The organism is Novosphingobium rhizovicinum (genome assembly GCF_040813635.1).
In the GTDB taxonomy this organism is placed as follows: Bacteria; Pseudomonadota; Alphaproteobacteria; order Sphingomonadales; family Sphingomonadaceae; genus Novosphingobium; species Novosphingobium rhizovicinum.
In genome coordinates this window covers 244,795-263,528 of record NZ_JBFNXR010000021.1, presented here as the reverse complement: position 1 = coordinate 263,528, position 18,734 = coordinate 244,795, and the positions used below count along the sequence as shown (strand labels likewise).

16 protein-coding genes are annotated in these 18,734 nt (G+C 64.1%); 12 read left to right on the top strand and 4 right to left on the bottom strand.

Annotation, left to right across the window (positions count from 1 at the left end):
• The first annotated feature begins 95 nt into the window (after positions 1-95).
• The 6 genes from ABUH87_RS05975 (at position 96) to ABUH87_RS05950 (ending at position 6,925) form a co-directional block, all read left to right on the top strand.
• Positions 96-1,739 carry a M23 family metallopeptidase gene (locus ABUH87_RS05975; RefSeq protein WP_367771126.1) on the top strand — a complete coding sequence of 548 codons (1,644 nt, stop codon included), beginning with the start codon at positions 96-98 and terminating at the stop codon, positions 1,737-1,739.
• A 31-nt stretch (positions 1,740-1,770) separates the two neighbouring features.
• Positions 1,771-2,766 (top strand): porphobilinogen synthase, encoded by a 996-nt coding sequence (gene hemB, locus ABUH87_RS05970; RefSeq protein ID WP_367771123.1) that lies wholly within the window; start codon positions 1,771-1,773, stop codon positions 2,764-2,766.
• Between the two features lie 65 nt (positions 2,767-2,831).
• Positions 2,832-5,045, top strand: a complete 2,214-nt coding sequence (locus ABUH87_RS05965) for a fused MFS/spermidine synthase (RefSeq protein WP_367771119.1) — start codon at positions 2,832-2,834, stop codon at positions 5,043-5,045.
• A complete protein-coding gene (locus ABUH87_RS05960) occupies positions 5,042-5,608 on the top strand; it encodes a gamma carbonic anhydrase family protein (RefSeq protein ID WP_367771116.1) in 567 nt (188 codons plus the stop codon). The genes ABUH87_RS05965 and ABUH87_RS05960 overlap by 4 nt, the downstream gene beginning before the upstream one ends.
• On the top strand, positions 5,608-5,889 hold the full coding sequence (locus tag ABUH87_RS05955; protein WP_367771113.1) for a DUF167 domain-containing protein: 282 nt from the start codon (positions 5,608-5,610) through the stop codon (positions 5,887-5,889). The genes ABUH87_RS05960 and ABUH87_RS05955 overlap by 1 nt, the downstream gene beginning before the upstream one ends.
• A gap of 64 nt (positions 5,890-5,953) precedes the next feature.
• Complete coding sequence (locus tag ABUH87_RS05950; protein WP_367772142.1) at positions 5,954-6,925, top strand: agmatine deiminase family protein; 972 nt, start codon at positions 5,954-5,956, stop codon at positions 6,923-6,925.
• A 170-nt stretch (positions 6,926-7,095) separates the two neighbouring features.
• On the opposite strand, the gene ABUH87_RS05945 is transcribed toward ABUH87_RS05950, so the two are convergent.
• From ABUH87_RS05945 to ABUH87_RS05935, 3 genes are all read right to left on the bottom strand, one after another.
• Complete coding sequence (locus ABUH87_RS05945) at positions 7,096-7,767, bottom strand: spermine/spermidine synthase domain-containing protein (RefSeq protein ID WP_367771110.1); 672 nt, start codon at positions 7,765-7,767, stop codon at positions 7,096-7,098.
• Positions 7,764-9,773 carry a threonine--tRNA ligase gene (thrS, locus tag ABUH87_RS05940; protein WP_367771107.1) on the bottom strand — a complete coding sequence of 670 codons (2,010 nt, stop codon included), beginning with the start codon at positions 9,771-9,773 and terminating at the stop codon, positions 7,764-7,766. The genes ABUH87_RS05945 and thrS overlap by 4 nt, the downstream gene beginning before the upstream one ends.
• Positions 9,774-10,007: 234 nt before the next feature.
• On the bottom strand, positions 10,008-11,339 hold the full coding sequence (locus tag ABUH87_RS05935; protein WP_367771103.1) for a glycosyltransferase family 39 protein: 1,332 nt from the start codon (positions 11,337-11,339) through the stop codon (positions 10,008-10,010).
• Positions 11,340-11,458: 119 nt separating this feature from the next.
• Here ABUH87_RS05935 and ABUH87_RS05930 point away from each other — a divergent pair, with 119 nt between their 5' ends.
• The 4 genes from ABUH87_RS05930 to ABUH87_RS05915 all read left to right on the top strand — a co-directional run bounded on the left by ABUH87_RS05930 (position 11,459) and on the right by ABUH87_RS05915 (position 15,355).
• Positions 11,459-12,205, top strand: a complete 747-nt coding sequence (locus tag ABUH87_RS05930) for an alpha/beta hydrolase (RefSeq protein WP_367771100.1) — start codon at positions 11,459-11,461, stop codon at positions 12,203-12,205.
• An 18-nt stretch (positions 12,206-12,223) separates the two neighbouring features.
• A complete protein-coding gene (locus ABUH87_RS05925; protein WP_367771098.1) occupies positions 12,224-13,063 on the top strand; it encodes a tetratricopeptide repeat protein in 840 nt (279 codons plus the stop codon).
• Positions 13,060-14,040, top strand: a complete 981-nt coding sequence (locus ABUH87_RS05920) for an LLM class flavin-dependent oxidoreductase (RefSeq protein ID WP_367771096.1) — start codon at positions 13,060-13,062, stop codon at positions 14,038-14,040. Before ABUH87_RS05925 ends, ABUH87_RS05920 begins: the two co-directional genes overlap by 4 nt.
• 88 nt (positions 14,041-14,128) lie before the next feature.
• Positions 14,129-15,355 carry an NAD(P)/FAD-dependent oxidoreductase gene (locus ABUH87_RS05915; protein ID WP_367771094.1) on the top strand — a complete coding sequence of 409 codons (1,227 nt, stop codon included), beginning with the start codon at positions 14,129-14,131 and terminating at the stop codon, positions 15,353-15,355.
• Here ABUH87_RS05915 and queG read toward each other — a convergent pair.
• Entirely contained in the window at positions 15,339-16,472 is a 1,134-nt protein-coding gene (gene queG / locus ABUH87_RS05910; protein WP_367771091.1) for a tRNA epoxyqueuosine(34) reductase QueG, read from the bottom strand. The genes ABUH87_RS05915 and queG overlap by 17 nt on opposite strands.
• On the opposite strand from queG, the gene ABUH87_RS05905 reads away from it, so the two are divergent.
• Positions 16,471-17,463 carry an ABC transporter ATP-binding protein gene (locus tag ABUH87_RS05905; RefSeq protein ID WP_367771088.1) on the top strand — a complete coding sequence of 331 codons (993 nt, stop codon included), beginning with the start codon at positions 16,471-16,473 and terminating at the stop codon, positions 17,461-17,463. The two genes, queG and ABUH87_RS05905, sit on opposite strands and share 2 nt — an antisense overlap.
• Positions 17,460-18,722: an ABC transporter permease gene (locus ABUH87_RS05900; RefSeq protein ID WP_367771084.1), complete on the top strand. Its 1,263-nt coding sequence runs from the start codon at positions 17,460-17,462 to the stop codon at positions 18,720-18,722. Before ABUH87_RS05905 ends, ABUH87_RS05900 begins: the two co-directional genes overlap by 4 nt.
• Positions 18,723-18,734: the final 12 nt, after the last annotated feature.

Genomic DNA, 18,734 nt, shown 5'->3' with positions numbered 1-18,734 from the left:
AATTGCCAACGAATCCACAGCTTTGAGAAGTTGTTAACCTTGATGTCGCAGGGGCGCGTATGGGAACGCCAGCGGGGCGCAATCGGGATGAGGGCTTGTTCAGGGAACCTGGCCATATTGAAGAGAGCAGCTTGGGCGCGGGAGGACCGGCAGCGCTTGTCCGTGGGCAAGTGGTCGGCGCCCACAGCAAGGGCGCTGGCTGGCGCAAGCGGGTCGAGAGCCTGACTGCACGCGCAGCTACGGCCGTCGGTCTCGTGCATGGCGTGGACCGCCGCAAGTGGCTGCCGCGTCTGGGTACGTGTCTGGGGCTTGGCGTTGCGGCGGTTTCCCTGTGGCCCGACTTTTCGCAGGTTGAGGCTGCTGCCACTTTGCCAGACGACCCGGCGGTCCGCGACGAGTTCCGCAGTCAGATGATCATGCCGCTGGCGCTGGGGGCCGATAGCGGACGGCGAATGGGTGCGACTACGCTGGTACGCCCATTGACCAACACGCCGGAGCGACCCTCTATCCAGTTGATGACCACGTTGGGGCAGGGCGATGGCTTCGGCAGAATGCTGGCGCGTGCCGGTGTTGGCCAGAGCGACATTGATCGGATCAGCGCGCTCATGGGCGGTGTTCTGCCGACGAGGCAGATCGCATCCGGCACCCAGTTTGACATCACACTGGGAAGGCGTCCGGAACCGGGCGCCGCGCGCACGCTGGAGAGCATCAACTTCCGGGCGCGGTTTGATCTGGACCTAACTATCGCCCGCCAGGATGGCGCGCTGACGCTGCAGCGCCATCCGATTGCCGTGGATGAAACGCCGCTGCGCATTCGCGGGGAAGTGGGCAGCAGCCTTTATCGCTCGGCGCGCAATGCAGGCGCCCCCGTCGTGGCAATCCAGTCGTACCTTCATGCTATCGACCGCCACCTGAGCCTTGAGAACGATCTCAGGGCTGGTGACTCCTTCGATATTGTGGTCGCTTACAAGCGCTCCGCCAAGGGAGAGCGGGAAGTCGGGGAGCTGCTCTACGCAGGGCTGGAGCGCGGCGGGAAGCCGCAGTTGCAGTTGCTGCGCTGGGGCAAGGACGGGAACATGGTCGCTGCCGGTTCCCTGACTGCCGCAAGCCAGTCGCGGAGCGTGGGAGCACCGGTTGCCGGTCGCGTCACATCCAACTTCGGCATGCGCCGTCATCCGATACTCGGCTTCGTGCGTCGGCATGCGGGTGTGGACTATGGAGCGCGTCACGGCGCGCCCATCTACGCAGTCGCCGATGGCGTGGTGTCATTCGCCGGACGGCATGGCGGGCACGGCAATTTCGTCCGACTCGACCACGGTGCTGGCAATGGCACCGGCTATGCACACATGAGCCGGATAGCCGTGAGCCGCGGTGCTCGCGTGCGAGCCGGGCAGGTCATCGGATATGTCGGATCTACCGGCCTGTCGACCGGGCCGCATCTTCACTTCGAGGCCTATCGCGGCGGCCGTACCGTCAACCCCGCCGGTTTGCGGCTCGCGTCTCGTCCGCAAATCGACAAGCGCGAGCTTGCGGCATTCAAACAGCGGCTGGGCACAGTCATGGCCGTGCGCCCTGGCGCTGCGCTGGACAGCATCGCCCCAGCCGCAGTGGCCTCGGAGCACGAGTTGCATCGTGAGATCGACCGTTTGGCCGATCATCGGGATCCCGCACCGATGGGGAACAGTCAGCCGGTCGTCCGTCGACTCGCTGCGATCGAGGACTCCCGCCAGCACAATTGAAGCGGCGGCCGATTTGCGGCAAGCGACGGGGATGACTGCTGCTTTTCCCCACGCCCGCTTGCGCCGGACACGTGCCGCCGCCTGGAGTCGCGCCATGCACCGCGAGACGGTGCTCACTCCGGCTGATCTGATCTGGCCTCTTTTCGTCACGGACGGGCAGGGGATTGAGGAGCCGATTAGCTCCCTTCCCGGAGTTTCGCGCTGGTCGCTGGATGGGATTGCAGAGCGAGCTCGGGAAGCCGTCGCACTCGGCATTCCTTGCCTGGCACTGTTCCCTAACACTCAGCCCGATCGCCGCAGTGAGGATGGTCGCGAAGCGCTCAACTCTGACAACCTCATGTGCCGTGCCATCCGGACGATCCGTGATGCGGTGGGGGAAAGCCTTGGGATTCTTACCGATGTGGCGCTCGATCCTTACACCAGCCATGGCCAGGATGGCCTCATTGACGATGCTGGTTATGTCCTGAACGACCAGACGGTCGACGTTCTGGTCCGCCAGTCGCTCAACCAGGCGGCAGCCGGAGCGGATATCATCGCACCCTCGGACATGATGGACGGGCGCATCGGTGCGATCCGTGCGGCGCTGGAGGGCGAGCGCCATGCAAACGTGCAGATCATGGCCTATGCGGCGAAGTACGCCTCTGCCTTCTACGGCCCGTTCCGTGACGCGGTGGGTTCTCGTGGCCTCCTGAAAGGTGACAAGAAGACCTATCAGATGGACCCCGCGAACAGCGAGGAGGCCTTGCGCGAAGTGGCGATGGACCTGGCAGAGGGTGCGGACAGTGTGATGGTCAAGCCGGGACTGCCATACCTGGACATCGTGCGCCGCGTGAAGGAGCGCTTCGAAGTGCCGGTGTTCGCCTATCAGGTCTCAGGTGAGTACGCGATGATCGAGGCTGCGGTTGCGACCGGAGCCGGTGAGCGCGACGCGCTTGTGCTTGAGACGCTGCTTGCGTTCAAACGCGCCGGCTGCTCGGGCGTGCTGACGTACCATGCTGCCCATGCGGCGAGGCTGCTGCATGGATGAGGGGTGGCTCAGGAACCTGCGGCTAATCTCACGATGCAGCTGATCTTATCAAAGTGCTGTCCCGCATGACGGGTTCGGCGGCCCGCCCGCTCTTTCTCGCAACCATCCTGACGGGCAGCTTTCTGCTGTTCCTCGTCCAACCGATGGTCGCCCGAATGGCACTGCCGCAGCTGGGTGGGGCGCCGAATGTCTGGAACAGCGCCATGGTCGTTTACCAGGTGCTGCTGCTCGCCGGATATGCTTACGCGCACCGGCTTTCGCAGCTTGATATAAGGCGACAGGCCTTAATCCACCTCAGTATGCTGGCCCTCGCTGCGCTGACGCTGCCTATTGCGTTGGCCGGGCTTTCGCCTCCGGCTCCCGGCTGGGAGGTCCTGTGGGTTCCGCTGCTGCTGTTGGCGACGATCGGTCCGGTCTTCGTCGTCGTGTCGGCGCAGGCACCGCTGATGCAGCGATGGTACGCGGCCGACCCGGACGCCGGTGAGCCCTGGGCGCTTTACGCTGCCTCAAATTTCGGAAGCTTCGCCGGTCTTCTCGCCTATCCGCTCCTGGCGGAGCCTCTTCTCGGCCTTCGGGAGCAAAGCCTTGCCTGGGCTTTGGGCTTTGCCGCTCTGTTCCTGCTGGTCGCACTTGCCGCCAAGGCTCGCTGGAGCGCCCCCGCGACGCCTGCTCTCGGCAGAGTGGATGCCGCAGAGGAAGAGCGCGTCGGTGCAAAACGCGTGCTGCTCTGGCTGGCGCTCTCGGCGGTGCCCTCAGGGCTGTTGCTATCGACCACCACGCATCTCACCACAGACATTTTCGCGATGCCGTTGCTGTGGGTGATCCCGCTCGGTCTTTACTTGCTCAGCTTCACGATCGCTTTTTCGGACAACCGTGGCGTAGCGAACGCGATCGTATTGCTGACCCCGGCTGCGGTGCTCTTTGCGGGAAGCTTTGCCATGGTGTCGGCGTCCACCGGAACGATGGTGGCCGCGTTCGGGGCGCTGTTGCTGCTCTTCGACATTGCGGTGTCCCTTCACGCGCGCCTCTATGATCTGCGGCCCGGAACGACGAAGCTCACGTTCTTTTATCTCGTTATGTCGGCGGGCGGAGCAATCGGCGGCGCGTTCACTGCGCTTGTCGCGCCCGTCGTGTTCGATTGGGTCTGGGAGCATCCCATCCTGATCCTTGCCGGAGCGCTGCTCCTGCCGCTTCCGCCTTCGCTTGATTGGCGACGGATGGCCGGACTGGATCGGGAGATGTCGCGCATCGCACTGGGCGTGCTGATCGTGGCCGCCCTGTTCTTCGCGCTCCACCTCAAATGGCTGGTGACGGATGGCGACAACGAACTGCTGCAGTTCTTCCTGCTGACCATGCTCTCCGGCGTCGGACTGCTTCTGTTGCCGTGGAGGTGGGCGTTCGTGGGTGTGTTGCTGCTTGCCATGTTGGCGCAGGGGGGCATCTCCACCTTCCATACGACAATGGAGGGGCAACGCACGCGCAGCTACTTCGGCATCTACACCGTCTACGATGATCCAGTTGAGCAGACCAGACTGCTGACCCACGGCACGACGCTGCACGGCAAGCAGCCGCTCGACCCCTCGCGGGTGCGGGAACCGACCACCTACTATGGTGACACATCGGGTGTGGGGCTGGCCATCGATGCGGCTCCACGTCTGTTCGGAGCCGAAGCACGGATCGGCGTCGTAGGCCTGGGTACCGGGACGCTCTCGTGCCGCCGCAAGCCCGGCCAAGTCTGGACCTTCTTCGAGATCGATCCGGCTATGGTCCGCTTCTCCCAAGATGGCACCTTCACATATCTCGAGACGTGCGCGCCCAATGCGCAAATCGTTCTGGGGGACGCCCGGCTGGAACTTGAGAAGGTGCGGCCCGGATCATTCGACGTGCTGGCGGTGGACGCCTTTTCGTCCGACGCCATCCCGCTCCACCTTCTGACGGACGAAGCCGTTGGCGTGTATGAACGAGCATTGGCGCCGGATGGGCTTCTGCTTCTCCATATCTCCAACCGCTACATCGAGCTGGAGCCGATCCTGGCTGCTATCGCTGCCGAACGCGGCATGTACGCGCTGATCCGCCGGGATGTACCTGCGGGCGATCTTACGGTTGCTTCGAGCTGGGTGGTCCTGACTCACAGTGCAGAGAACCTGAACGAACTGAAGGCGAACAGTGGCAATCTCGAATGGGCGCCGCTGAAGCCGGCCGAGGGCGCTGCCTGGACCGATGACCACGCCTCGGTCATGCCTTACATTCGCTGGGGCTACATCCTGGGGGAACTATGACAGCCATCACGCAACGTACCGACATCACCATTGCCGCCATGAATGGAAAGGCGCCGAAGATTCATTCCAGCGCGTTCATTGCGCCCGGTTGCCGGATCATCGGGAATGTCGAGGTCGGGCCCGATGCCAGCATCTGGTACAACTGTGTCATACGCGCCGACGTCAACCGCATCGTAATCGGTGCTCGCACCAACATTCAGGACGGTACCGTCGTCCATTGCGACAGCCCCAAGCCCGGCCGACCCGAGGGATACCCCACGATCATCGGGGACGAGGTGCTGATCGGGCATATGGCGATGGTTCACGGCTGTACGCTTCATGATCGTGCCTTCGTCGGACTCGGCGCGATCGTCATGGACGGTTGTGTCATCGAGAGCGACGGCATGATCGCGGCAGGCGCGATGCTGACGGCAGGCAAGACGATCGGTGAGCGCCAGCTGTGGATGGGGCGCCCGGCGAAATACGTGCGCGACCTGGACGAGCAGACCCTGGCCTCTCACCGCGCCGGCATCGACGGCTACGTTGTCAACGGGCGACTGCATGCGGAGGCGCTTGGCCACTGATGGCACGACCCAAGGTGGCGCTTCCTGCGGCGGAAAGCCTGCTGGCTCTTGCCGATGAGGAAGGCCGCCTCGCAGTTCGCGTGACCCCGGGTGCGAAGACGGAAGGGCTGGAGATCGGCGCTGGCCATATCCTCGCCAAAGTCCGCGCGAAACCGGAGGACGGCAAGGCGAACGAAGCGGTGCGTGCGCTGCTCGCGGCTGCGCTCCGCCTGGCGCCGTCGCGGCTCATCTTGCTGCGGGGAATGACATCGCGCGAAAAGCTGTTCCGCATCTTGCCTTGAACCCGCTAGTTGCCCGAACGCAGCCGCACGAACGAGTGAAGGACCTTCCGTGACGACTTACTCCATGCCGCCTGAGTGGCACCCGCAGGATTGGCTCTGGATCGGTTTTCCGCACGATCCGGTGGAGTGGCCGGGCTATCTCGCGCGCGCGCAGGAGCAGATGGCGGCCTTCGCGAGCGCCGTGGCCGAGAGTGGGCAGGAAGTCCGCCTGCTAGTGCGTGACGAGGCGAATCGCGTTCGCGCATCCCAGCTCTGCTCGTCCCAGGTGAAGCTGGAGATCCGGAAGTACGGAGATGTATGGCTGCGAGACACCGGGCCACTGGTCGTGTCGGACGGAGAGGGCGGTCGCAAGGCGATGCGGTTCGGCTTCAACGGCTGGGGCGGGAAGTACCTGATGGACGGCGATCAGGAGATTGGCGCCGAGCTGGCGGTGGACGCGGGTCTTGAGGTCTCGACTGCCGACTGGATTCTGGAAGGCGGTGCGATCGACGGTGACGGAACCGGACTTGTCGTGACAACGGAACAGTGCCTGCTCAACCCCAACCGCAATCCACACCTTACGCGTCATGATCTGGAGGCGCGCCTGCTTCGGGACCTGGGCTACGATCGCGTGCTCTGGCTGGGCGAGGGGCTGATCAACGATCATACCGACGGGCACGTCGACAATCTTGCGCGGTTCGTGGCGCCGAACACGCTCGCGCTTCCGCGTGCCACGGGTGCCAATGATCCAAACGCAGCGATCTATGCCGATGCCAAGGCGCGGGCCGAAGCGTTCGGCGTTACCGTGCGCGAAGTACCCTCACCGGGGAGGGTGGAGACCGCTGGCCGAATCGAGCCCGCGAGCTACATGAACTTTGCGATCACCTCGAAGATGGTGGTTGTTCCCACATACGGCACGGTTCATGACGAAGAGGGTGTGGCGGCCGTCGCCGCGCTGTTCCCCGATCGTGAGACGGTAGGCGTTCTCGCTGACGCGGTGCTGGCCGGTGGCGGTTCGTTCCACTGTTCCAGCCAGCAGATGCCGGCGCGGCGTTAACGCTTTCCCAAGCAGAGGCGGGCCAATGTCCCTTTATGGTCCTTGTTCTTGAACTTGCTTCGCGTGCGACACGTGCTCAGGAGAACCTGTTGCGCTCCGGCATTGTCTGCGGCTGTGCCCTGGCGCTGATCCTGGCGCCAGCGCCTTTCGGCCTCTGACGCACGGGGCCGTCAGCGTTTTCTGGCGAACCAGATGACGTGCTTGGGGCCCTTGCCGTTGCTGCGCGAGGCGACCTTCACCTCGTCCACCACAAAGTCGCACTTTTCCAGTCGCCGCGTGAACGTGGGGTCCGGGCCGGCTGACCAGATCGCCAACACGCCATCGGGGGTCAGCGCGCGCTTGGCGGCGCGGAGGCCAGGCGTGGAGTAGAGGATGTTGTTGTCCTCGCGCACCAGTCCGTCAGGGCCGTTGTCGACATCGAGCAGGATGGCATCGTAGTCGGCATGCGCGCCCGCGATAAACGGTACGACATCGGACATTACCAGCTGAACGCGTGAGTCTTCCAGGCAACCGGCCGTCAGCTCGGCCATCGGGCCGCGCGCCCACTCAATGATCTTGGGCACCAGCTCGACCACAGTGACCTGGGCGTTGGCGGGCAGCACCTTGAGCGCGGCGCGCAAGGTGAAGCCCATGCCGTAACCGCCGATGAGGAAGCTCGGCTGCTTGGAGTTGCGGACCTTCTCGAAGGCCATCGTCGCGAGTGCTTCTTCCGAGCCCCACTTACGTGTGCTCATCAGCTCGTTGTGGCCCAGCACGATCATGTGATCGCGATCATGGCGATAGAGTTTGAGCTCCTCGCCGCCGGGCACCTGCGCTGTATCGAGAAGTTCGCGCTGGATCATGAGCGAAGGTCCGGCGCCATGGCAGCATCCTGGAGCATGGTGATGGCTTCATCGAGGCTCACGAACTTCTGCTGCTGCTCGCCAAGCGTTCGGATCGCGACGGTGCCTTCCTCCGCCTCGCGCTTGCCGACGACCAGCAGGTAGGGGACCTTCTGGAGTGAGTGCTCGCGCACCTTGTAGTTGATCTTCTCGTTGCGCAGGTCGGTTTCGACTCGCACGCCTGCCGCCTTCAGCTTGGCGGTGACTTCGGCGGCATAGCCGTCCGCGTCGGAGACGATCGTCGCTATAACCGCCTGCACCGGGGCGAGCCATACCGGCAGCTTGCCGGCAAAGTGCTCGATCAGGATGCCGATGAAGCGCTCGTAAGAGCCGAAGATCGCGCGGTGCAGCATGACGGGGCGATGCCGGGCGCCGTCCTCGGCGACATAGCTGGCGTCGAGGCGCTCGGGCAGCACGCGGTCGGACTGGATCGTGCCGACTTGCCAGGTGCGGCCGATCGCGTCCGTCAAGTGCCATTCCAGCTTGGGCGCATAGAACGCGCCTTCGCCGGGCAGCTCTTCCCAGCCGTATTCGGGCGTGGCGAGGCCGGCGCGCTGCACGGCGTCGCGCAGCTCGGCCTCGGCCTGGTCCCACATTTCCTCGGTGCCGAAGCGCTTCTCAGGACGGAGCGCCAGCTTGATCGAGTACGTGAAGCCGAAGTCGCGGTAGACGCGGTCGGCCAGTTCGCAGAACGCCTGCACTTCCGCGACGATCTGGTCTTCGCGGCAGAAGATATGCGCGTCGTCCTGCGTGAACTGGCGCACGCGCATCAACCCGTGAAGCGCGCCGTGCGGCTCGTTGCGGTGGCAGCAGCCGTTCTCATAAAGCCGCATCGGCAGGTCGCGGTATGACTTGATGCCCTGGCGGAAGATCAGAACGTGCGCGGGGCAGTTCATTGGCTTCAGGGCCATCCAGTCCGCATCATCGGAGATGATCGGGCCTTCATCCTCGACGTTCGGAACCTCGTCGGGGATGACGAACATGTTCTCGCGGTACTTGCCCCAGTGCCCGGACTGCTCCCACTGGCGCGCGTCCATGACTTGCGGAGTCTTGACCTCGCGATAGCCGGCGCCGTCGATGGCGCGGCGCATGTAGGCCTCCAGCTCGCGCCAGATTACGTAGCCCTTGGGGTGCCAGAATACGCTGCCGTGCGCCTCGGCCTGGAGGTGGAACAAGTCCATCTCGTTGCCGAGCTTGCGGTGGTCACGCTTGGCGGCTTCCTCGAGGCGCGTCATGTGCGCGTCGAGCTGCTTCTTGTTCAGCCAGCCGGTCCCGTAGATGCGGCTGAGCATTGCGTTCTTCTGGTCGCCACGCCAGTAGGCGCCCGAGACGCGCGTCAGCTTGAACGCCGCCGGGTCGAGCTTGCCGGTCGAGGGCAAGTGCGGGCCCCGGCACATGTCGAGCCAATCGCCGCCAGACCAGTAGACCGTGAGCTCCTCACCCTTGGGAAGCTCGGCGGCCCATTCCGCCTTGAAGCTCTCGCCTTCGGACTTCCAGCGCGCGATCAGGTCCTCGCGAGTCCAAACTTCACGCTTGAGCGGTTTGTTGGCGGCGATGATCTCGCGCATCTTGGCTTCGATGGTCGGCAGGTCTTCCTCGGTAAAGGGCCGATCCTTGCCGTCGATCTTCGGGGGCGCGAAATCATAATAGAAGCCATCGTCGGTCGATGGCCCGAAGGTAATCTGCGTGCCCGGAAACAGCGCCTGCACCGCTTCGGCCAGGATATGCGCATAATCGTGCCGTGCGAGTTCGAGCGCGTCGGCCTCGTCCTTAGACGTCACCAGCGCCAACGAGGCGTCGCCTTCAAAGGGGCGCGTGAGGTCGACCAGTTCGCCGTCGATCCGCGCGGCGAGCGCTGCTTTTGCAAGGCCCGGACCGATTGCCGCGGCCACGTCTGCAGGAGTCGCCCCTTGCGGCATCTCGCGCACGGAGCCATCGGGCAGGCTGATCTTGAACATCTCGGACATCGACAGGCTTCTTTCTCAATTCCGGGGCGCGCCATGGCACAAGGGCTCACGCTGGGGAAGTCCGGCGCCGGTTTTCAAGAGGTTCGGGAGGTGACGCCAGCCGCCCGGACCCGGGCTGCGGCGGAAGCGCTCAGCGCGCGACCGGACATCCCGGGAAGATCCCGGTGGTAGTCAACGTGTCCGTGGTGTGAGCTTGCGCCATGAGCGAGGATATAGAGCGGTGAAGCGCCTATGTCACGCATTCGTGGCGGTGAGTGGCCGGACCTTCGGCGTCTTGGCCGTCCAGATTCGCCACGCTTCAGCGACAGCCCATCCGCTGGCCACGCAGATGAACGGCATGACCGGATAGTGAAACCGTGACTGGCCGAAGACCATTACCGCGACCAAGCTCGGGTAAGCCGCTATGACCCACGGCAGGACCCACCAGTCGAGCCATCGCCGCCTCTGAGCGCGCCGGTTGCGGGTCATCAAGACCAAGGCTGCACCGGAGCAGAGCAGCAGAACGGCGTAGTAAGCCTGGTTCGCGAGCCGAACTGCACGGTAGAGTGGCTGAAGACGAGGATAGCTCGGCGCTCCTGCCTGATAGCCCCATTCGGCCTCTCCGTCCGGCAGCCACAGGAGCGCTAGCTTGCGAGGGGCAAGGGCGAGGAACTGGCCTGGATTCTGTCTGATCCAGTCGAGGGCGAGGCGCTTTGCCTCGGTATCGCGCGCCACCTCATCAAGGTCGCTCCGGGCCATGAGAGCGACGTAAGCGCGGGCATCCTCGCCATAGCCGCCAGTCGCATCTTCGTTATTCCCGATCAGCAGGTTGTAGCCGCCGTTGGTGGAGACCGTCACCCAGTGCCCAAGCTGTGCTTCATTGCGCAGCGACCAAGGGCCGATCACCAGCGCGGAAGCGAGGAGGAGCAAAAAGCCCTGTGCCATCAGCTGGGGAAGCCGTCGCCATAGGTCGCCTTGCCGCAGCCATTCGATCGCGAACAGCAGCGGCACGACCAGCAGGGTTTGCGCTTTCACCAGCGCCGCAATGCCGAACACCAGGCCCGCGACCATGAGCCACAGGGCGGAGCGTCGCTCGATGACAAGCCAGCAGCCCAGCATGAGTAGCGCGGTATAGAACACTTCTGTCAGGCCGAGCGGGACGTAGGCGATCGCGTTTGGGTAACAGGCAAGAAGCAGCAGAGCGAGACGTGCTCCAGCTTCGCTGCCGAAGAGGCGGCGTGCAAGCAGGAGAGTGAGCCAGCCGATCAGCAAGGCACTCGCCAGGTTGAACAATCCTACGGCGAGCAACGAGGGGCCGGTAAACCGGAAGACTGCCGATAGAGCCAGGGGCCAGCCGGGAGGCCAGAAGGCCGTCGGTAAACCGTTGCTGTCCAGGTAGCCCGATCCGGCGGCGAGTTCGCTCGCCCTCTGCACATACCACTCGGCATCCGACATGGGCGTAACCGGGATGAGCAGCACTGCAAGGCGAAGCGTCACATAGATTGACCAGATCGCAGGCAGTACGCGGGGTGAGGCGGCAAAGCGCTCGATCAGCGGCGGGCTTGCTTGTCTTGCCAGATTTGCCATCGACGCACGGATTATCGGGTGCCGCTTAAAATCGGATTGACGCTCCGACGTGCCGTCAGGTCCGTTCGCAACCATGCGAACCACTTGTCGGCGACGGCCAGGATCGCCACTACCTGCCCATGACAGAGATTGCGTTCCACGAAATGCCCGATGGGCGCCGCATCGCCTATCGCTTCATGCCGGGCGCAGGCCCCACAGTCGTGTTCCTGCCGGGTTACAAATCGGACATGGCGGGCGGCAAGGCCACAGCAGTCTTCGAAGCTGCCCGGGAAAAAGGGGAAAGCTGCCTTCTGCTCGATTACTCCGGTTGCGGCGCTAGTTCGGGATCATTCGCGCACGGAACCCTGTCCCGCTGGCGTGAGGAAGTGCTTGGCCTCATAGAGGCGCGTTGCCCTGGACCCGTCGTGCTGATTGGTTCCTCGATGGGCGGCTGGCTGATGCTGCTCGTCGCTCTTGCGCTTGCGCCGGGAAGAGTTGCCGGTCTCATCGGCGTCGCGCCCGCACCCGATTTCACCGACTGGGGCACGCCAGGCGAGGATCAGGCGCGTCTTGCGGCGGGTGAGACACTTTGGGCTGAGAACCCCTATGGTCCGGAGCCAACGCCCACTTACGCCGCCTTCTGGGCGGACGGGCAGGCCAATCGGCTGCTGGGGTCGGAAATCGCTCTCGACTGCCCCGTACGCCTATTGCACGGGCAGCAGGACCCCGACGTACCCTGGGCGATCTCCCTGCGGCTGGCCGAGATGCTGCGTTCAGCCGACGTGCAGACGATCCTGCTCAAGGACGGCGATCATCGCCTCTCGCGCGAGGCTGACATTGCCTTGCTGCTTGATACCGTGGCCGCAGTCGCGGGCTGGTCCGGCTGAAAAGCCCTGGAGTCCCCTATGTCGCTATTCCTCCTCATCCTGCAGTATGGCGCCACCGTAAGCCAGTTGCCCCCCGAGATACTCGACCGGAAGGCCATAGAAGCCCGCCGCAGTACGCCAGCGGCAGGCCCGGTGTTGCCTCCGGTTGCCGGGTCCGGCTGCATTGACGAGATGATATCGAGTCCGGCCGCAGGAGCTATAGCTGCTCAAAAAGCGCTGGATCGCGCCAAAGGCGAGCAACGGGTACGCGCCGGTCTCTGTCTGGGCGCGGCGCTGGGTGCGATGGAGCGGTGGGACGAAGCTCGTACTGCATTTCTTCAGGCTCGCGACGCAGCGGCAGCGACAGACGTTGCGAGCCGAGCAAGGCTCGGCGCGATGGCGGGCAATGCGGCTCTTGCGGCGGGCTCGGCGGAGGCCGCGCTGGCAATTCTCGACACCGCTCAGGCGGATGCCAGGAGCACCGAGGACAATGCGCTGACCGGGACTGTCGCCATTGACCGCGCACGCGCTCTGGTCGCCTTGGGGCGGCAGGATCAGGCTGCTACCGCTTTGACAGAGGCCCGCGCTGCTTTGCCCGACAATGCGCAGGCTTGGCTGCTTTCCGCCACGCTCTCGCGCCGGGCGGACAATCTCTCCGAAGCGCAGGCCCAGATCGAGCGCGCAGCCCAGCTTAGTCCCCGTGACCCGGAGATTGGCCTGGAGGCAGGTGTCATTGCCGTCCTCGATGGCCGCGAAGATGCGGCGCGCAAAAGCTGGCAATCCGTAGTGGATGGCGCACCTCAGAGCGAAGCTGCCGAAACCGCCAGTGGTTATCTCGCACAACTCGAAGGCACTGCGCCAAGGGACAACACGCCATGATTCCGCTTTCCGTTCTAGATCTTGTTCCTGTTCGTGAGGGCGGAACCGTCGCCGAAGCATTGGCCGAGTCCGCGAGGACCGCTCGGGCAGCGGAGAAAGCTGGCTATGCGCGTTACTGGGTGGCCGAGCACCACGGAATGGATGGCATCGCTGGCGGCGCGACCTCGGTCGTTCTTGCACACATCGGGCATGCGACGAGCACGATCCGCATCGGAGCGGGCGGGATCATGCTCCCCAACCATAACCCTTATGTCATTGCAGAGCAGTTCGGCACTCTGGACGCACTTTTCCCGGGACGTATCGATTTAGGGCTTGGTCGTGCTGCCGGAGCCGATGGCCGGCTTGCTTATGCTTTACGCAAGGACATCGTGAAAGCGTCCGAAGCCTTCCCCCAGGACGTGGTCGAACTGCAGGCGCGTTTCTCGGGCGAAGCCGTCTCGGGCGTTGCGGCGCCGCAGGCCGCCGGTGCGGACGTCGACCTGTGGATTTTGGGCTCCAGTCTTTACGGCGCCCAGCTCGCCGCCATGCTGGGGCTGCCCTATGCCTTCGCCTCGCACTTCGCGCCGGCCATGCTCGATCAGGCGGCGGCGATCTACCGCGAGCGGTTCCAACCCTCCGAAGTCCGCGACAAGCCCCACTTCATGGCTGCGATCAACGTCATTGCGGCAGATACGGATGAGGAAGCGCAGTTCCTTGCCTCTACCAACGAACAGGCTTTCGTCGCCTTGCGCTCCGGCTCGCCGGGACGGATGAAGCCGCCCATCCGGAACTATCGCGAGACGCTGCCAGCAGGGGCGCTGACGATGCTCGACCAGATGCGATCGGTCAGCGCGATCGGCTCGCCGGAAACCGTGCGTGAGGGGATAGACGCCTTTGTCCGGCGAACCCAGGCCGACGAACTGATCATCTCGGGTTCTACCTATGATCCGGAAGCTCAGCGCCAGTCCCTGCAGCTGACGATGGATGCCCTGAAGTAAACTCCGGTACGAACGCCGTGCCGATGGAGACAAGCTGCCGGCGCGCCGGGCATTGACGCGAAGGCACTTTTGCCGGATCGAACGGTGCATGGAAAAAGCAGACGTCGTTATCGTGGGAGCTGGGCACGCGGGCGCGCAATGCGCGATTGCGCTCAGGCAGAACGGGTTTACCGGCACTGTCGTGGTGATCGGACGGGAGCCGGAGTATCCATATGAGCGGCCGCCGCTCTCGAAGGAATACTTCGCCCGCGAAAAGACATTTGACCGCCTCTATATCCGTCCGCCAACGTTCTGGGCCGAAAAGGAGATCCGGTTCGAACTCGGCGTCGAGGTGACGAAGGTCGATGCTGCGGCGCACGAGGTGACGCTCTCCAACGGGAACAAGCTGGGCTACGGCAAGCTGGTCTGGGCTGCGGGCGGCGATCCGCGCCGGTTGTCCTGCTCGGGCGCAGAGCTTGCCGGTGTCCATGCGGTCCGTACGCGCCAGGACTGCGATACCCTGATGGCCGAAATCGACGAAGGCACGCAGCAGGTTGTCGTCATCGGCGGCGGGTACATCGGTCTCGAAGCGGCGGCTGTGCTCACGAAAATGGGGTGCAAGGTCACGCTGCTCGAAGCGTTGCCGCGGGTGCTGGCCCGCGTGGCGGGAGAGGAACTCTCCGCCTTCTACGAGAAGGAACACCGCGATCACGGCGTGGACTTGCGCACCGAGGTGAAAGTCGACTGCATCGTCGGCGACGGCCACAAAGTCACCGGCGTGCGCCTCGCTGACGGAGAAGAGGTACCTGCCCAGGCCGTGATCGTCGGCATCGGCATCGTACCGGCGGTCGGTCCGCTGATCCTGGCCGGTGCCTCAGGTGCAAATGGCGTCGATGTCGACGAGTACTGCCGCACCTCGCTGCCTGACGTCTACGCCATCGGAGATTGCGCCGCCTTCGCCTGCGACTTCGCTGGCGGCACCGTCATGCGCGTCGAATCAGTGCAGAACGCCAACGACATGGCGACATGCGTCGCCAAGGCCATCTGCGGTGATGAGAAGCCGTACAGGGCCTTCCCATGGTTCTGGTCCAATCAGTATGACCTGCGTCTGCAGACTGCCGGCCTCAACGTGGGTTATGACCGCAGCGTCGTGCGCGGCAATCCCGATGATCGCGCGTTCACAGTGGTCTACCTCAAGGAGGGCCGCATTCTTGCGCTCGATTGTGTGAACACCGTCAAGGACTATGTGCAGGGGCGGAAGCTGGTTGAAGCCGGCGCCAAGCCTGACCTTGCCGCGCTGGCGGACAAGGATGTTCCGCTCAAGGAACTGCTGTAATCCCGCTACGCAATCGCGAGGCAGCCCACTCGGCTGCCTCTGCGACTACGGGGTTGAGATCGCCCCGCAGCGCTTCGACCTGTTCGAGCAGGTCGGCGCAGGCGCTGTTGCCCGCTGCGTAGAGGCAGTTGCGCACAAACCGATCCCGCCCGATCCGCTTGACGGGTGAGCCGCTGAACAGCTTGCGGAAGCCCGCATCGTCAAGCGTGAGGAGATCGCGCAGTTCCGGCGTGGTCAGCTCTGCCCGCGGCAGATATGCACGGTGCGTGTTGGCGGTCTGGGCAAACTTGTTCCAGGGACACACAGCCAGGCAATCGTCACAGCCGTAGATGCGGTTGCCAAGCATGGGCCGCAACTCGCTCGGTACTGCGCCCTTATGCTCGATCGTGAGGTAACTGATGCACCGGCGTGCATCGAGCCGATAGGGCTGGGGAAACGCGCCTGTCGGACAAGCATCCTGGCAGGCGTTGCAGGAGCCGCAGCGATCGGAGACGTCGCGGCCGGTCGGCAGATCCAGAGTGGTGTAGATCTCGCCCAGAAACAGCCAGGAACCATGCTCACGGCTCACGAGGTTCGTGTGCTTGCCCTGCCAGCCCAGACCGGCGGCTTGCGCCAGGGGCTTTTCCATGACGGGTGCGGTATCGGTGAAGACCTTCACCTCCGGCTCCGCCAAGCCATGTCTCGGCGTTTCCGCTATCAGCCAGCGAGCCAGCGCCTTCAGCCCTTTTTTGAGCGCGTCGTGGTAATCGGCGCCCTGCGCATAGGCTGAGATGCGAGCCAGGTCCGGGTGTTCCGCCAACCGCAAAGGATCGGTGGCGGGCGCATAACTCATGCCGAGCGCTATGACGCTCTTCGCCTCTGGCCAAAGAGCTTGCGGGCCTCGGCGCTGGTGCGCTCGCTCGGCCATCCAGTCCATGGTGCCATGCATCCCCTCCGCCAGCCAGCTAGAGAGCCGATCACCATTGGCCTCGTCGTCTTGAGCCGACGCAATCCCGAAGGCGCAGAACCCCAGCTCCGCGGCTTTGGCCTTCAAGGCAGCGACAAGTTCGTTGAGCGGGTCATCGACCGTGCTTGCCGATGCTGCCGTTGACGTGGCACGAGGGTCGGGCGCCTGCATGAGGGCTCAGATAGGAGAAGCAGGCTTGGCGGGCAACGCAGGCGTAATGTCCCGCGCACTGGCTATCGAGGCTCGAGGGCTGGTGAAGCGTTTTGACGGCTTTACCGCAGTGGACGGTGTAGACCTCGCTGTGCCGGAAGGCGCAGTGTATGGGATCCTGGGGCCCAATGGTGCGGGCAAGACTACCACGTTGCGCATGCTCCTTGGCATCATCGATCCTGACGCCGGCTACCGCCGTATTCTCGGGTCAGAGCGGCCTCACGATGTGGCCCGCGCTATCGGCTATCTTCCGGAGGAGCGTGGCCTTTATCCGGCGATGAAAGCGACTGAGGCGATCGCCTTTGTCGGGGCGCTGCGGGGACTGCCCTTGCGCGAGGGCCGCCGCCGCGCTCGCAAGCTGCTGGAGGAGTATGGTCTCGGCTATGCCGCCGACCGGCAGATTCGGCAGCTCTCAAAGGGCATGGCGCAACAGGTGCAGATACTCGGCACTCTCGTACATCGTCCGCGCCTGGTGATGCTTGATGAGCCGTTTTCGGGCCTCGACGCTCTCAATCAGGGCAAGCTGGAGAAGATGATTCGCGGTCTCGCCGCAGAGGGCACCACCGTCATCTTTTCCACGCACGTGATCGCACATGCCGAACGGCTTTGCGACGACGTGGCGATCATCGCCGGAGGTAAGGTGCCGTTTGCAGGCTCAGTCGACTTGGCCCGAGACCGGATCCCTGCACAAGTCCGTCTGGAGACCCGCGCAGTTGCGGGCGACTGGGTCCATGCGCTGCCGTCCAGCGTACGACGCGAAGGTCGGTTCTGGCATTTTCCGCTGCCCGACACCGGGGTCGAGCCGCTGTTGCGCACACTGATTGCAAGCGATGCCGGAATTCTATCGCTCTCCATCGAACGGGCCGGCCTACACGACGCCTTCGTTGCTATCGCAGGTGAAGCAGCCGCACGTTCCCTTGCAGCAGACGAAGGAGGAGAGGAGCGGAAATGACTGGCCTGCAGGGAGGTAAAAGCGGGCGCTTGTCGCGCTTGTCCGCCGCCTATGTCGTGGCACGCCGCGATTTCATGGCGATTTTGTTCAGCCGCAGCTTCCTCTTCTTCCTTCTGGGGCCGTTGTTTCCCATCGTCGTAGCGAGCTTCGCAGGAGGGGTGGGCGCACAGTTGCGCGATACTGTCGATCGCCCCCAGCTCGGCGCCGCGATGACCGACAAGGATGTGACCGCCATGCTGAATGCGCGTGCGGAACTGGCAAAAACGCTCGGAGACATCGTGCCTAAGGTCGTGGTGCTGCGTCGCCTCGCGCCCGGTGAGTCATACGATCCGGCACAGGCTCTGGCGGGCGGGCGTCGGGATATCGGGGCCGTGCTGACCGGCAGCCTTGACCGCCCGGTTCTGACCGGCACCAAAGAGCGAATAGAGGATTGGCGAGGCCCGGTCGCTCTGATCGCCGCGAGCGCGGTCGGGGGAGTGGCAAGGCCGTTACCGGAAGTAACGCTCCAGAGCATGGCTACCAGCACGGCCAGCGAGCGCACAGGGCAATTGCTGACCGCGCAGGCCGCTCAGACCCTGTTGTTCCTGCTCACGATGCTCTTGGCAGGCATGGTGCTGTCGAACCTTGTCGAGGAGAAGGGCAACAAGGTCATCGAGATCCTGGCAGCTGCGATTCCCATGGATGCAGTTTTCCTTGGCAAGCTGTTCGCGATGCTGGCCATCTCGTTCGTTGGGATTGCGGTTTGGGGCTCAGCCGCAGGGGTGTTCGTGATGAGCGCTGACTCGGGCCTTGCCGCCATGGCGGAGCCGGCAGTGGGATGGCCCGCGATGATCGTCCTGGGAGTCGTTTACTTCGCCATGGCTTACCTGCTGCTCGGATCGGTGTTCCTCGCGCTTGGCTCGCTCGCCACGACGGTACGTGAAGTGCAGACACTCTCGATGCCCGCCACGATGATGCAGCTCCTCGTGTTTTTCCTCGCCAGCTTCGCAATGATGCAGCCCGGCAGCGCCGCAGAGACTGCCGCCGTCGTGTTCCCATTCAGCTCACCTTACGCGATGGTTGCACGCGCGGCGCAGCAGCCGGGGCTCGGACAGCACTTGCTCGCGATTGGCTGGCAGAGCCTGTGCGTCATGGCGATAGTGCGTGCGGGCTCACAGCTGTTCCGGCGACGCGTTATGAAATCGGGCCCGGCGCGCGGGGGCGGACTGCGGGTCTTCCGGCGCAAGCGCCAAACGGAGTTGCCTGAAAGTGCGCATTGAAAAGCTGCGTTC

Coding starts and splice junctions, on each gene's coding strand:
- ABUH87_RS05920 (WP_367771096.1), top strand. CDS start 13,060: ATGATTCCGCTTTCCGTTCTAGATCTTGTTCCTGTTCGTGAGGGCGGA.
- ABUH87_RS05925 (WP_367771098.1), top strand. CDS start 12,224: ATGTCGCTATTCCTCCTCATCCTGCAGTATGGCGCCACCGTAAGCCAG.
- ABUH87_RS05900 (WP_367771084.1), top strand. CDS start 17,460: ATGACTGGCCTGCAGGGAGGTAAAAGCGGGCGCTTGTCGCGCTTGTCC.
- ABUH87_RS05950 (WP_367772142.1), top strand. CDS start 5,954: ATGCCGCCTGAGTGGCACCCGCAGGATTGGCTCTGGATCGGTTTTCCG.
- ABUH87_RS05960 (WP_367771116.1), top strand. CDS start 5,042: ATGACAGCCATCACGCAACGTACCGACATCACCATTGCCGCCATGAAT.
- ABUH87_RS05935 (WP_367771103.1), bottom strand. CDS start 11,339: ATGGCAAATCTGGCAAGACAAGCAAGCCCGCCGCTGATCGAGCGCTTT.
- ABUH87_RS05955 (WP_367771113.1), top strand. CDS start 5,608: ATGGCACGACCCAAGGTGGCGCTTCCTGCGGCGGAAAGCCTGCTGGCT.
- thrS (WP_367771107.1), bottom strand. CDS start 9,773: ATGTCCGAGATGTTCAAGATCAGCCTGCCCGATGGCTCCGTGCGCGAG.
- ABUH87_RS05930 (WP_367771100.1), top strand. CDS start 11,459: ATGACAGAGATTGCGTTCCACGAAATGCCCGATGGGCGCCGCATCGCC.
- ABUH87_RS05905 (WP_367771088.1), top strand. CDS start 16,471: ATGAGGGCTCAGATAGGAGAAGCAGGCTTGGCGGGCAACGCAGGCGTA.
- ABUH87_RS05945 (WP_367771110.1), bottom strand. CDS start 7,767: ATGATCCAGCGCGAACTTCTCGATACAGCGCAGGTGCCCGGCGGCGAG.
- ABUH87_RS05965 (WP_367771119.1), top strand. CDS start 2,832: ATGACGGGTTCGGCGGCCCGCCCGCTCTTTCTCGCAACCATCCTGACG.
- queG (WP_367771091.1), bottom strand. CDS start 16,472: ATGCAGGCGCCCGACCCTCGTGCCACGTCAACGGCAGCATCGGCAAGC.
- hemB (WP_367771123.1), top strand. CDS start 1,771: ATGACTGCTGCTTTTCCCCACGCCCGCTTGCGCCGGACACGTGCCGCC.
- ABUH87_RS05915 (WP_367771094.1), top strand. CDS start 14,129: ATGGAAAAAGCAGACGTCGTTATCGTGGGAGCTGGGCACGCGGGCGCG.